Origin of the sequence: Stygiolobus caldivivus, assembly GCF_019704315.1 — an archaeon.
Classification (GTDB): domain Archaea; phylum Thermoproteota; class Thermoprotei_A; order Sulfolobales; family Sulfolobaceae; genus Stygiolobus; species Stygiolobus caldivivus.
The window spans coordinates 2,450,635-2,464,078 of sequence record NZ_AP024597.1 but is presented as its reverse complement, the minus strand read 5'-3'; the positions used below and the strand labels follow the sequence as shown (position 1 = coordinate 2,464,078).

The window sequence follows — 13,444 nt, the reverse complement described above, 5'->3', positions numbered from 1 at the left end:
TTATGTTCTGTGTGCCATTTATAAATGTGGAGATCGTAACACTACTAAATCAGGCTGTAACTCCTAAGAAGGGCAATAAGCCCAATTTTGATGAGGCTCATGTACTTTTAGCACTTGATATTATAAAGAAAGAGCAACCTATTGGGAGACATTTACTCATGAGAAAATTAGGGCTTAGCGAAGCGAGCACAAGGACTTTAATTAAGAGGTTAAGGGAATTAGGGCTAGTAAATATAGATAAAGTGGCAGGAATAATCCTTTCTGATAAGGGAAAGGAATTACTCGATTATTTTTTGCAAAGAACAGTAGTACTTGAAAGTATAAAGTTAGACACTATCAATTGGGACGCAAGTTGTCTCATATTAAGAAATTCTTCTAGCCTCATAGAAAAAATCGGGATATTAGAGCTAAGGGACCTAATAATTAGGTCTGGGGCTACTAGGACCTTAATAGGCATAGTAGACCTGGACGAAAAAATAGAACTTCCGCCAAAAACTTTTAATGAGAGCGAAGAAGTAAAGAAGTTAAAAGGGGAAATTAAGGAAAAACTAACCCATGTTATGAAGCCTTATGACTTGGTAATTTTCTTCGAACCGCGTAATAATTACTTAGCTTATAAAATATTATTATCACTACTTTAAGGTAATGACAAAAACAATTTGCCTACTTGTTAACCCAGTAGCAGGGAGCGGCGGAAGGATAGGCTATAAGGGGAGTGATAGCCTACATACATATAACCAAGAAACCCCGTTAAGGATGGCCAGGTTTTTGTCAACCGCACCCAAAGATAGCGTTATCTATGTGGTAGCCCCTCGGGAGATGGGAGAAGATTACTTCAAAAATACACAGTTGAACTACCGGGTTATTGACATAACAATACACTCCCCTACCTTGAGAGTTGATACTATAAACGCCCTTAACTATTTCCTCGAGAAAGAGTCATGTAACATAATAGTCTTTGCAGGAGGGGACGGTACAGCTAGAGACGTATATAGTGTAGTAAAAGACACCTTACCTGTCTTGGGGATCCCTACCGGAGTTAAAATGCACAGTGGGGTATTTGCAAATACTCCTGAGGGTGCAGGTATCCTTTTGCGCCACTTTGTACAAGGTAAAACCGAAGTTATTATTACAGAGATCCTCGATATAGATGAAGAAGCTTATCGGCAAGGGAAGTACAATGTGAAGCTCTTCGGTTATGCTAGAACTATTAATTACTCCAACTTAATAGTACCCAATAAAGAGGAGATAATTTCAGAAAAAGAGGAAGTTGACGAAATTGCGCAATATGTTATAGATAAAGAACTATCAAATCCAGACATAACTTACGTTATAGGACCTGGCAGCACTACAAAGAATATACTGAGAAAAATAGGGATAGAAACTAATTTCCTTTGTACTGATATTCTGCAAAATATGAAATTAATTAAGAGCTGTGCAAATTATGACGATTTGCTTAATTTAACCGGGGAGTTAAAGCTGATTTTAACACCTATAGGGAGGCAAGGGTTTTTAATAGGTAGAGGAAACCAAGAGATAGGGCCTTTATTTCTTAGAAAATTACTAAGAATAGAGAGTAATAAGGTAGAAAGAGATAACATAATAGTAGTTTCGACAAGAAGTAAACTATATACTTTTGATTGCTTAAGGATTGATTCCGGAGACCCCAAATTAGACAATTTAATGAAAGGAGTCTACAAAGTAATTGTGGGCTATGATGAATTTGTTGCAGTAAAGACTTGCGATATTACTGATTAGAAAAATGCATGGAATTACTAAGGGTAAATCTTTCCACTATTATTAATTTTAGTTTGTCAAATTTGATCTGATGAAGACTGACGATACTGACATTATAGACACTGTAAAGGTTCAAGAAAATAAGAGTATTAACCCCCGGTCGAAATTAGTAGAGGCCGTCCTAGTCCTCCTCTTAGCCAGGCCACTAAGAACATCAGAGATAGCCGTAAACTTGGGGCTTGAAACTAAGTATGTTAGTAGTTATCTTAGTTACTGGAAAAGAAAAGGATTAGTTTACCAAGAGGCAGGTAGATGGCATCTTTCGGCATTAGGAGAGGACCTAGCTAAAGAGATCTTGGAGAGTAAGAATAGTACTAAGTTTACTGAATATTTAGCTATAGCTAGAGACATATTTAATGAAAAGGTTAAGCCCTCAATAAACGACAAGAATAAGGAAAAAGATGACAAAGAGAGAAAAGAATTTTTGTTGTTTATTGAAGCAAAAACCAGTACTGCAGAAAATAAACCACAAAAGACTGATCTTATTAACTGTCTAGATGAAATTCTGAAAAAATTAGACGAAGAAGAAAAAGAGTTACTATCATATCTCCTTAACAAATATAAGCAATGGGGGTCTACTTACGTTTACATAGACCAGCTCCAAGAAGAGTTTGGTGCCGATACAGCTTGGTTACTTAGAGTTTTAAGAAAGTTACAGACCAAGAGGATTCTCTACCTGTACCATGACCCTAAATTAGGACTTAGGATAGGTTTTACACAATCATTTAAAGACAGGATAAGCGAATGTTAAGTTTTCTCTAATAGTTCATAGCTCTACCCAGGTTTCCTTTTCTCCCTTTTTCAAATTTGTGGCTCCTCTTATAGCATAAATAATTACTACTACTATAAATCGGTGCCAGGTAATATTTTACGTGAATTCTTCTTACATTATACAAATATTAATATCTATGGGATAAGCCTGCCCGTCTATTATTTGATAAGAGTAGTAGTAGTAATATATATTAGAGGAGACGCTTAAAGTTACATAATGCGGTGTTATTTATGGCAGATAGTACGAGATCTTCAAAGATCTCAGAAGAAGAGATGAACAAAGTACTAGCTAAGGCTGAGAAGGAAGCAGAAAAGAAGGACCACAAAAAACAGTGGATAGAAAAGATGATAAAAAGTGCTAAAACTTATCATAAGTTATGCCCTCATTATGATAAGAAGTCGTCTATGTGTTTCTTAACTTTAGGTGGTGCTAAATGCACCAGGGAGGGAAAATTTGAGAACTGCCCTGTATTTATTGAAGATTTGGAAAAGAAATATAACGAGATAGTGTCTAAAGGTAAAATGCTTCCTATGGACTACCTGGACTTATCCCATACAGTCTAGTCGCAGTTCAGGGGGAGCTTTTGCCTAGAAAAAAGAAAGAAGAAGATAAAGAACAAAAAGACCCTTCTGCTGAGTCACAATCAAAGACTTCAGGTAAAAAGAAGAAGTCTACAGTTGTAAAATATGTAGACCCTAACCAACTCTTAGAAGAATATTTGGATGAGGTAATAAACGCGTTAGGGCTCGCATATTTAAACTTGTCCAGAGAAGAATATAAGGAACTTATTAAGGAGCCTTTCAGCGGTGCCGTAGGCGAAGTGAAGACGAAGCCCAAGTCGAGGACCATTATTAACAGGCTCTCTGCAAATAAAGACGCTTTAATGGAGTTTTTGGCTATGAAGTTAGTCAGGATTAAGGACTTAGAAAAACTCTCGGAAGAGCAGTTAGAGTTTGTAGTATATAACACTAGAAATGCAATTAAAGACCTGGGTCCCAGGCTATACGAGGTATGTGTAAAAAGAGGGAGGAATGACCTGATAGATATCTTAAGGTCTAATTGGACACTCTACGGAATTAACTCCCCAGTCAAATGTCCTAAATGCGGGTTTAATGCTATTATGCCAGACTTATCGTGTTATATCTGTAGATATGTAATTAGTATGAAGCAGATAAAAGAGGAGCTGAACGTATTACAGATGCTTTTTGACTATTATAAAATAGACCAGGATGGTTTTAAGGAGATTATGTCTGCAGGTTATTTCTACTACTCATGGGAAGGCATTTTACCCCCCAGTAAACAGCAAAAAGATGTATTTAAATTCGAAATTATCCTTAATAAGGAGGAAAAGGAGAAGTTAAAGTCCTTTTACATCGAGCACAATACTCCCCAGACTCAATGAAAGCGTCACAAGATTTACATCGTGCAGAATTAAACAGTGATGTAGAAGCTATGAAAGTATGAAATAGTTCATAATTTTCAGCTAATTGTGTGTTGACCCATCTGAAAATTGCGTCAAATATCTCGTCGTTAAAGCTAATTTCCTTTATTTCACCGAAAGCATTAAGTTCTAAGAGAGAGATTGAGTAAAGTGGTATAAAAAATCTAGTACCATCGCTCAGCAACTTATAGCTTGTGACATAATTTATGTACGAATAGTCTTTAGTTGAGACTGAATATAATAGATAAGCGAGGAAAAAGTTAGAAGGAAAAGGTAGGATTTTCACTTTATAATCGGCTAGACTTTTCGAATACATAATAATTTTCCAGATATAATCGTTTATGTTACTGTCAGTATTAATCTCTGTTTTAATGTTTACTTTGTCTATCTGTAGTTTGCACGTATAGCAAGCCTTTCCTACAATTTGAGAGAGTATTTCTGCAAGTTGGTTAAGGTTATCTGGTACTATTATAACTACTTTATCCTTGAAACTAAACATCTTACTGTTATGTATTTCTTTTCTAACTCTCTTTACAATTTCATCCCTTGCACACGTTTCACAAAGTCTTCTCCCTCCTACAATATACTTTGCTTCTCTTTTATTACATCGTTGGCAAAGTTCCATTTATACGGTTACTTTCAAGTGCTAGAATTAAAGATTTTTTGTAAATTATCGTTTATTTTCTAGATAAAGACGTTAAAAGTCCGTTCAGATGCAAGTGAATACGCCTAAACCATAAAAAGAAAAATTTATATATAACCGCTCCTAATGAAAACCAGCTACGGTGAATCCATATGGCAGGTGCTCCGGTATTACTCCTCAAAGAAGGTACAAATAGAACAAGTGGCAGGGATGCTTTAAGGAACAATATACTTGCAGCTGTAACGTTATCGGAAATGCTAAAGAGCTCATTAGGTCCTAGAGGACTAGACAAGATGCTAATTGACAGTTTCGGAGATGTTACAATAACCAATGACGGCGCGACAATAGTAAAAGAGATGGAAATTCAACACCCAGCTGCTAAGTTACTTGTAGAAGCAGCCAAAGCACAAGATGCTGAAGTGGGAGACGGTACCACTTCAGCCGTAGTATTGGCAGGATTACTACTCGACAAAGCTGATGACCTACTAGACCAGAATATACACCCAACAATTATAATTGAAGGATATAAGAAAGCTCTTAATAAAGCACTAGAAATAATCGATCAATTAGCCTTAAAGATAGACGTAAGTGATCTTAACTCCCAAGCTACTAGAGATCAGTTAAGGAAGATAGTATACACTACAATGTCGAGTAAGTTCGTTGCTGGCGGTGAAGAGATGGACAAGATAATAAACTTAGTGTTAGATGCAGTCTCTATTGTAGCAGAGAAACAGCCAGATGGAAGTTATAGCGTACCCCTCGACCTAATCAAGATCGATAAGAAAAAGGGTGGAAGCACTGAGGACAGTATGCTAGTACGCGGGTTAGTCCTTGATAAGGAAGTGGTTCACCCTGGTATGCCAAGGAGGGTCGAAAAGGCTAAGATTGCAGTCCTTGATGCGGCACTTGAAGTAGAGAAACCAGAAATTTCTGCTAAGATTAGTATAACTAGTCCTGAACAGATCAAAGCCTTCCTTGATGAGGAAGCTAAGTACCTGAAGGAGATGGTCGATAAGCTAGCTTCAATAGGTGCTAATGTAGTCATATGTCAGAAGGGTATTGACGATATAGCACAGCACTTCTTGGCAAAGAAGGGAATATTAGCCGTAAGGAGAGTAAAGAGGAGTGATATAGAAAAGCTGGAGAAGGCTTTAGGAGCTAGGATAATAAGTAGTATAAAAGATGCGACCCCTGAAGACTTAGGTTATGCTGAGTTAGTTGAGGAAAGAAGAGTAGGAAATGATAAGATGGTATTCATTGAAGGTGCTAAGAACCCCAGGGCTGTAAACATCTTATTAAGAGGGTCAAATGATATGGCATTAGATGAAGCCGAGAGGAGTATAAATGATGCATTACACTCGTTAAGGAATGTATTATCTAAGCCTATGATTGTTGCAGGTGGAGGAGCTGTTGAGACTGAATTAGCTTTAAGACTTAGAGAATATGCAAGGAGTGTAGGAGGGAAAGAGCAACTAGCAATTGAAAAGTTCGCAGAAGCTTTAGAAGAAATTCCTATGATATTAGCAGAAACTGCGGGTATGGAACCAATTCAGACTCTAATGGACTTAAGGTCTAAACACTCTAAAGGCCTAGTTAACGCTGGAGTAGATGTATTAAACGGTAAACTCAATGATGATATGATGGCTATTAATGTAATTGAGCCGGTAAGGGTTAAGATGCAAGTACTTAAGAGTGCTGTAGAAGCTGCTACTGCAATACTAAAGATTGATGACTTAATTGCTGCCTCTCCTTTAAAGAGCGAGAAGAAAGAGGGAAGTAAGGGCGGAGAAGGCGGAGAGGAAGGGAGTAATAAGCCATCATTTGAGTAAAATTTAATAGAGCTTTTTTATTTATTTTCTATCCATTCTATTGTTTTTGTCTTCTTTTTAATTCGTTAAAACGAGTTAGTTATTTGTACATCATAACTTGGTTTGTTTCTTCTCCTGAATATCCGTCAAGTTCATCAAGCATTTTTTGGACAGCCTCTTTGATCTTTGGACTCGAGTAACTGTCCCGAGTTAGATAAAGTAGTTTCTTAGATAGGTCTACTCCTATTATTAAAACAAGGTTTATGAAATCTGGGCTTAGTAGGTAATTAGCTAATTTTTCAGGGTCTCCACCATAAGAAGAAAAACCGTATTTTGACTCCGCTTTAGCTAGTAGTTTTTGTGCTTCGTCTAATTTTTTTAGGTCCAGACTCACAGGTGTTAATACCTTACTTACTATATGCCGTAAGAAGTCAGGTTCTCCCAAATGATTCGCCTAATATAACTAATTTTAAGATGCCATATAAAAACTGTAGTTAAGTAATTATGTGGTGTTTTCATCAATACTTATAAGCAAACAGATTTTAATTATAACTTAGTGAGTGAGAGGGTTTAAGATGTCGTCCTCAAGGAGAAAAAAGAGGTCTTCTAATAAAGAAGGAGAAGAACCTTTAAACGAGGTAGAGAAAAAGTTACGTGTTCTATACTCTGATAAAGAAGTAGTTGTCATGACAGCGCCTAATGAGGAAGAATTGAAAGAAATATTGCTAGATCTACTTAGTCAAAAACCTATGAATTTAAAGGAGTTACATTCAGCACTATCAGGAATAGCAAGTGAAGACAAGATCAGGAAAGCCTTGTCAGATTTGGCCGAAAAGAACCTAGTAACCATGTCTGAAGATGGGAAATATGCTAAATTAGGTTAAGACCCTTATTGGGCAAGATTTCCAAACTTTTGAGCAAAGTTCTGCTTGTGATGACGTTAATACTCTGTCCATTATTTTACATCTTGCGACTAATCCTTTTTCTGTCCTGAAAAGTTCAAAATTAGGGCATTCACTGTCTAAGTTATTCTCAAGTATGTTAATTTTATGGTAAAATGAAATTTCTTGCTCTACTTTTTCGTCTTCAGAATATTGTTCCAGTCCTTCTCTCTTGGAGCTTTCTCCTTCCGTCCCCATATAATACCTGCAAGACTTATAATTACCTTGGCACCTTGACGGAGATGTAACTGAGTCCGATGGGCTATCTAGAACTGGAGATACACAAAATCCTCCCTTATAATGAGGGCATATATTACGTTTCTGCAACTTCCCTCACTATAATATGAACACCGAGTATGTTATCCTCATCGTTTAGAGATGACGGCAGGGTTACCCTGTTAATGATTATTTTATCTATTGTCTCGTCGTTAAATTGTCTTAATACCTCATTAATTTGTTTTTCACTTACTTTCGTAGACCCTTTTAAATCATCTACTATAAGGACTTCTACTCTTTTCATGATTCAAATATTCTGTGAGAAAAAGATATAAACACACCGGCTTATGCCATCTTGTGGATCCTATAAGAGAGGCTAAGATCGAATTCTCTAAGATCTTGTCGGAACAGTTAGGTATTAGTTATGATAAGGTATTTAAAAACATTGAATACCCTACGAGAGATGAGGTCGGAGATCTGGCTTTACCTATACCTTCAGTTTCTAAGGATAGAACGTTATTGAGTAAGGAATACGTAGACAAGGGGCAAAAACTCATAGGAGAAATTAAGAAATCAGGCATATACGTAAATGCCTTTATTGACGAGAAGAACTTGTTTAAATTTCTATTCTCGAATTTTCCTGATAATTATGGGATAGAGGAGGCTGAGAAAAAATTCAGAATAGTCGTAGAGCATACAAGTGCAAACCCTATTCATCCTTTACATATAGGACATTTACGAAACTCGATTTTAGGTGATACGATATCGAGGATGCTTAAGATAAGGGGGCATGCAGTAAACACAAGGTTCTATGTAAACGATGCAGGGAGACAAGTAGCTATCTTAGCATTAGGTTATATGCTTTTGGGGGAACCTGAACTGCCCTCTAATATTAAGGCTGACCACTGGTTTGGCATAATTTACTCAATAACTAATGTCCTAATAGAAATTAAAACTATAAGACAAGAACTCCAGTTAATAAATGACGATGAGAAATACCGTGAAAAGATTAAAAGGTTAGATGAACTAGTAGGTATAGCGGCGCAGCATCAGGAAAGATACCCAGAAATATTTAACAAATTAGCCGATGAAATTAACAGGATAGAGGATGTAGAAGCTCAGATACAGAACATAATTAGACAATATGAGAGTAAAAGTAATGATAAAGTTGTCCAGATTATAAGGAAAATAGTAAAGTACAACTTAGCAGCATTTGAACAGAGCCTCAATAAACTCCACATATCTTTCGACGACTATGATTACGAGAGTGACCTGCTGTGGAGCGGAGAGGTAAATAAGATAGTGTCTGAAGCGCTAATGAGGTCTATAGACTATAAGGGGACTAAGGCTCTAAATCTTGAATTAAGTAAAGATGAGAAAGAAGAGTTATCAATTCCTGTTGGCTTACAACTACCTCCATTAGTCCTCGTTAGGTCTGATGGTACTTCATTATATACTACTAGAGATATAGCCTACACTATTAGGAAATTTAGCAGTTTTAAAGCCGATAGGGTAATAAACGTGATAGCGGAACAGCAATCGGTTCCCCAGATGCAGTTAAGAGCGTCACTTTACTTATTAGGTTATGAGAATTATGCTAAAAACTTAATCCATTATTCTTACGGTATGGTGAATTTGCAAGGGATGAAAATGAGCGGAAGGCTTGGAAGGTTTATTTCTTTAGACGAGATAGTGGAAAGAGTAGAAGAAGTAGCTAGAAAGAAAATTCAGGAGAAAGGAGGTAAAATAGATAACATTAATGAAATAGTAAATGCTGCCATACGTTATGTGATCCTTTCTGTCTCGGCGAATAAACCCGTTACGTTTAACGTAAATAACGTGGTTGATTTCGACCAAAATAGCGGTCCTTATTTACAGTATACTTACGCTAGGGCTTATAATATCTTGTCAAAGAACTATGAGAGATTAGATATTGAAAAAGTAGACTTAAGTGATATAGAGGGCGACAAAAGGAAGATTTTAATACTAATAGCGAAATTCCCAGAGGTACTAGCAAAGGCGTCAGATGAAATGAGACCAGAGGATTTAGTAGATTTTTTGAGGAGAGTTTCGGACATTTTCAACAGGTGGTATAATAATGAAAGGGTTTTACAAGAGCAAGATCCAACTAAAAGGATGACAAGGTTGTTTCTAGTAAAAGGAGTAGAAAGAGTATTATTTAACGGGCTTAATGCGATAGGAATAAAACCTCTTGAGAAAATGTAAATACTGGACCCGTAGCTCAGCCAGGATAGAGCGCCGGCCTGCGGTAAGGTAGAGAGCCGGCGGTCCCGGGTTCAAGTCCCGGCGGGTCCGCTATCTAGTATAGGGCGATAGAGATGGGACTAAGAAGTAAAAAGACTTTTGAGATGATAATAGGTTTCTTTTATAGAAAAATCTAAAAGAATGCAATCAATGCCTCCCGGTATGTTAATAATTCTCTAGTACTATTACTGCCTTAATAGGGCTGTAAAAAGGCAACTACTATCCCTTATACTTGAACCTTGATATTTTACACAGATACTATACCTATGTGATTTTCTTTAGCTATCTTGAACGTTAGGTGAGAGGTGCGGTTTCTGGGTAGATATAGGAGTTACAGCTTATGAGGTAACTGACCTTTAGGACATGAGTATTCGTTACCTTTACACATGAAATGGGCTTTTAAATCAGTAAGACGCTAAATAAAAAGGAGACTAGGATCTGAGTGGCATTTATCTAAAAACCATTGTACATAAGTATTACCCTGAATGCTTACGTCAACACCTAACTTTATTTTACGCTAAACACTTAAGAGCCCTAACTCCTAATCGTGAAGTATGTAATGACATACATCTAATTTAGTAGAAACATGTCAACGCAAGGGGTTTTACATAAAATGCTACCTAAGAAATCCCTGCGAGCGCGTAACCTTAATTTTAAATTAAGTTTAAGAATAGAATTTCATGATGCGAATCGAGAACATGATTTCTCTTATTTTTCACCCTTCAGTCTCTACTTCTTTAGGTTTTATCGTGATTTATGCTGTATGTTGCCATGACTTATTGGATTTAGTTATCACGTTAACATTTTTCTCGTTTTTCCCTTTTTTGCTTACATTAATTTTATTGAAACTAGGAAAAGTATCGGATCTATTAGTTACTAAAAGAGAAGAGAGAGGCCTTTTGATACTCCTATCTTTTATTGGGTATTTAGCTGCCGTTTTAATTCTTTACTTAACTGGTGTAAATTTGTTTTTATATATTTCAATTTTATATATAATAAATACTTTATTAATTTTTTTAATTACTTTAGTGTACAAAATAAGTATCCATATCTCTGTGTTATCGGGCGTAGCCACCACTCTTACTTTGCTTTTCGGTATAAATTTTGCATTCTTATATATAGTAACCGTTATTGTAGCCTGGGCTAGAGTTAAAGCAAAAGAGCATACGCTAAGCCAAGTACTCTCAGCACTTATTCTGTTTTCTGTGTTAACCTTTTTAGAGATAAAGTTCTTCTTAGGTGCTTTTATGGTTTAACCGATGTCCTCATTAAACCAACTACTAAGCTTAAAATCCCTCTACTCACTGTATTTGGATGATATTTCGTAATGTAAAATAACTATTCTAAATTAATAAAATACATCCTAAAATATCTATATTAGTTATTAAGGTAAAGTTCATAATGTAGTAGCAATTGCATTAAAAAACCATTCAAACCTAACGGATATTATACTTTGCCAGGGACTATAGGGCAACCTCAATTCTCTCGTTTAATAAAGTTTTTGGCCTTACACTAATGGCACCGTTGCCCTTTATTAACCGACAGAATATGTTAACCTTGGAAATACTTTTATATTTAACTACGATTAACAATAAAAGATTTATAATGCCAGAGAATCTCCCTTTTGAAGAAAGATATTATCAGCCTCCTTATAAACAACTTTACAGAGAGTCATTAGAAGAGCCAGAAAAGTTCTGGTTAAGAATGAGTGAGGAAATAGAATGGTTTTCGCCGTTTCAGAAAGTACTAGACGAATCAAATGCCCCTTTTTACCGTTGGTTTATTGGAGGAAAAGTGAATATAACATATAACGCTTTAGACAGACATTTAAAAACTAGGGGGAATAAGGTCGCGATATATTGGGAAAACGAAAAAGGGGAAAGTAGGAGTTTAACATATTTCCAATTATATAATGAAGTTAATAGGTTTGCGAAAATTTTACAAGACTTAGGAATCCAAAAGGGAGATAGAGTCCTTATTTATCTTCCGTTAATGCCAGAGTTACCTATAGCCATGTTAGCTTGTGCTAGGATAGGCGCTATACACAGTGTAGTGTTCTCAGGATTTTCGACCCAAGCAGTAATTGATAGGATAAACGACGCTAAGGCAAAACTGGTTATAACAACATCGCATACTGTAAGAAGGGGTAAAAGAGTCGAATTAAAAAGGATAATAGACGAGGCGGTCTCTCAAGCACCTACAGTAGAAAAAGTTCTGGTAATAAAGAGAGACGAAGAGATCGAGCTAAACGAAGAAAGAGACGTACTTTACCAAGACCTAATAAAGAGAGCAGGATATAAAAAAGTAGAACCAGAAAATACAGATTCTACGGATCCCTTGTTCATCTTATATACGTCTGGGACTACTGGCAAACCAAAAGGGATCTACCATTTACACGGAGGTTACGGACTTTGGACTCACCTAACTACTAAGTGGGTCTTTGATTTAAGAGATGATGATATATTCTTTAATACCGCAGACATTGGGTGGATAACTGGGCATTCATATATCGTATACGGTCCTTTGCAAAACGGCGCTACCGTTTTAATGTATGAAGGTGTCCCGGACTATCCTAACCCAGATAGGTGGTGGGAATTGGTAGAGAAATATGGTGTAACAGTATTTTATACCTCACCTACTGCTATAAGGACGTTGATGAGATATGGCGAAGAATGGGTCAAGGCCCACGATTTATCTACTTTAAGGCTATTAGGGAGTGTAGGTGAACCAATTAACCCTGAAGCGTGGAGATGGTACTTCAAAAATGTGGGTAAGTCCCAACTACCTATAGTTGATACGTGGTGGCAGACAGAAACTGGAGGAATTATGATATCTGCAACGCCTGGACTAGGAAACTATATGCTTAAACCTAGTGCTAATGGGCTACCATTACCCGGGGTAGACGCTGAGGTCTTTGACGAGGAAGGTAAGCCAACAAAAGCGAGGGAGAAAGGGTATATAGTCATAAAGAGACCTTGGCCCGGCATACTTGCAGGAGTATGGGGAGACCCAGAGAGATATGTTAAGACTTACTTTTCGAAATTCCAAGGGGTATACTACCCAGGTGATTATGCAGTAAAAGACGAGGACGGGTTCTTCTATATCCTTGGAAGGGCTGATGAAGTATTAAAAATAGCGGGGCATAGGATAGGAACCAGAGAGATCGAAGACGTCCTAATTTCTCATCCAGCTGTAGCGGAGTCAGCAGTGATAGGTATACCAGACCCAGTTAGAGGAGAGGTAGCCGTAGCGGCTGTAGTATTAAAACAAGGATATCAGCCCTCCGACGAATTAAGAAAAAGCTTGATAGAATATGTTAAAAATACACTGGGTCCTATAGTAGTATTTAGTGGAATATACTTCGTAACTAAACTGCCCAAAACTAGGTCTGGTAAAATTATGAGGAGAGTCGTAAGGAGTGTGATTTCTGGTCAATCATTGGGTGATACGTCTACTTTGGAAGACGAGACATCAGTAGATGAACTAAAGAAAATAGTTGAAGAATTTTCCAAGGAGATTCAAAACCAGCAGAACCAGAAATAGATTTCTCTATTTTTCCCT

General features: G+C 36.9%; 14 protein-coding genes and 1 tRNA gene. 11 read left to right on the top strand and 4 right to left on the bottom strand.

The features are described from left to right. The first annotated feature begins 26 nt into the window (after positions 1-26). From KN1_RS12255 to KN1_RS12235, 5 genes are all read left to right on the top strand, one after another. Positions 27-641, top strand: a complete 615-nt coding sequence (locus tag KN1_RS12255; RefSeq protein WP_225905691.1) for a DUF4443 domain-containing protein — start codon at positions 27-29, stop codon at positions 639-641. Positions 642-645: 4 nt separating this feature from the next. Continuing rightward, the gene (locus tag KN1_RS12250) at positions 646-1,758 is read left to right on the top strand and encodes an ATP-NAD kinase family protein (protein ID WP_221287927.1); all 1,113 of its coding nucleotides are present in this window, start codon (positions 646-648) and stop codon (positions 1,756-1,758) included. Positions 1,759-1,828: 70 nt separating this feature from the next. Then, the gene (locus KN1_RS12245) at positions 1,829-2,548 is read left to right on the top strand and encodes a replication initiator protein WhiP (RefSeq protein ID WP_221287926.1); all 720 of its coding nucleotides are present in this window, start codon (positions 1,829-1,831) and stop codon (positions 2,546-2,548) included. A 251-nt stretch (positions 2,549-2,799) separates the two neighbouring features. After that, positions 2,800-3,132: a hypothetical protein gene (locus KN1_RS12240; protein ID WP_221287925.1), complete on the top strand. Its 333-nt coding sequence runs from the start codon at positions 2,800-2,802 to the stop codon at positions 3,130-3,132. Between the two features lie 20 nt (positions 3,133-3,152). Then, positions 3,153-3,971, top strand: a complete 819-nt coding sequence (locus tag KN1_RS12235) for a hypothetical protein (RefSeq protein WP_221287924.1) — start codon at positions 3,153-3,155, stop codon at positions 3,969-3,971. On the opposite strand, the gene KN1_RS12230 is transcribed toward KN1_RS12235, so the two are convergent. Then, positions 3,904-4,635: a hypothetical protein gene (locus KN1_RS12230; RefSeq protein WP_221287923.1), complete on the bottom strand. Its 732-nt coding sequence runs from the start codon at positions 4,633-4,635 to the stop codon at positions 3,904-3,906. The two genes, KN1_RS12235 and KN1_RS12230, sit on opposite strands and share 68 nt — an antisense overlap. Before the next feature lie 170 nt (positions 4,636-4,805). Between KN1_RS12230 and thsA the strand changes: the two genes are divergently transcribed. Continuing rightward, the gene (gene thsA / locus KN1_RS12225) at positions 4,806-6,482 is read left to right on the top strand and encodes a thermosome subunit alpha (RefSeq protein ID WP_221287922.1); all 1,677 of its coding nucleotides are present in this window, start codon (positions 4,806-4,808) and stop codon (positions 6,480-6,482) included. 79 nt (positions 6,483-6,561) lie between these two features. Here the strand turns inward: thsA and KN1_RS12220 are convergent, their stop codons facing one another. Continuing rightward, positions 6,562-6,906 (bottom strand): hypothetical protein, encoded by a 345-nt coding sequence (locus KN1_RS12220; RefSeq protein ID WP_221287921.1) that lies wholly within the window; start codon positions 6,904-6,906, stop codon positions 6,562-6,564. A 130-nt stretch (positions 6,907-7,036) separates the two neighbouring features. Between KN1_RS12220 and KN1_RS12215 the strand changes: the two genes are divergently transcribed. Beyond that, entirely contained in the window at positions 7,037-7,345 is a 309-nt protein-coding gene (locus tag KN1_RS12215) for a hypothetical protein (protein ID WP_221290748.1), read from the top strand. Here KN1_RS12215 and KN1_RS12210 read toward each other — a convergent pair. Together KN1_RS12210 and KN1_RS12205 are read right to left on the bottom strand one after the other, a co-directional pair. Continuing rightward, positions 7,337-7,729, bottom strand: a complete 393-nt coding sequence (locus tag KN1_RS12210; RefSeq protein ID WP_221287920.1) for a hypothetical protein — start codon at positions 7,727-7,729, stop codon at positions 7,337-7,339. The two genes, KN1_RS12215 and KN1_RS12210, sit on opposite strands and share 9 nt — an antisense overlap. Continuing rightward, positions 7,716-7,922 (bottom strand): hypothetical protein, encoded by a 207-nt coding sequence (locus tag KN1_RS12205; RefSeq protein WP_225905690.1) that lies wholly within the window; start codon positions 7,920-7,922, stop codon positions 7,716-7,718. Before KN1_RS12205 ends, KN1_RS12210 begins: the two co-directional genes overlap by 14 nt. 53 nt (positions 7,923-7,975) lie before the next feature. On the opposite strand from KN1_RS12205, the gene KN1_RS12200 reads away from it, so the two are divergent. From KN1_RS12200 to acs, 4 genes are all read left to right on the top strand, one after another. Further along, the gene (locus tag KN1_RS12200) at positions 7,976-9,844 is read left to right on the top strand and encodes an arginine--tRNA ligase (RefSeq protein WP_221287919.1); all 1,869 of its coding nucleotides are present in this window, start codon (positions 7,976-7,978) and stop codon (positions 9,842-9,844) included. Between the two features lie 5 nt (positions 9,845-9,849). Further along, positions 9,850-9,934: transfer RNA gene (locus KN1_RS12195), tRNA-Arg, on the top strand. Between the two features lie 629 nt (positions 9,935-10,563). Continuing rightward, positions 10,564-11,139, top strand: a complete 576-nt coding sequence (locus tag KN1_RS12190; protein ID WP_221287918.1) for a hypothetical protein — start codon at positions 10,564-10,566, stop codon at positions 11,137-11,139. 349 nt (positions 11,140-11,488) lie between these two features. Further along, positions 11,489-13,426 (top strand): acetate--CoA ligase, encoded by a 1,938-nt coding sequence (acs, locus tag KN1_RS12185; protein ID WP_221287917.1) that lies wholly within the window; start codon positions 11,489-11,491, stop codon positions 13,424-13,426. Positions 13,427-13,444: the final 18 nt, after the last annotated feature.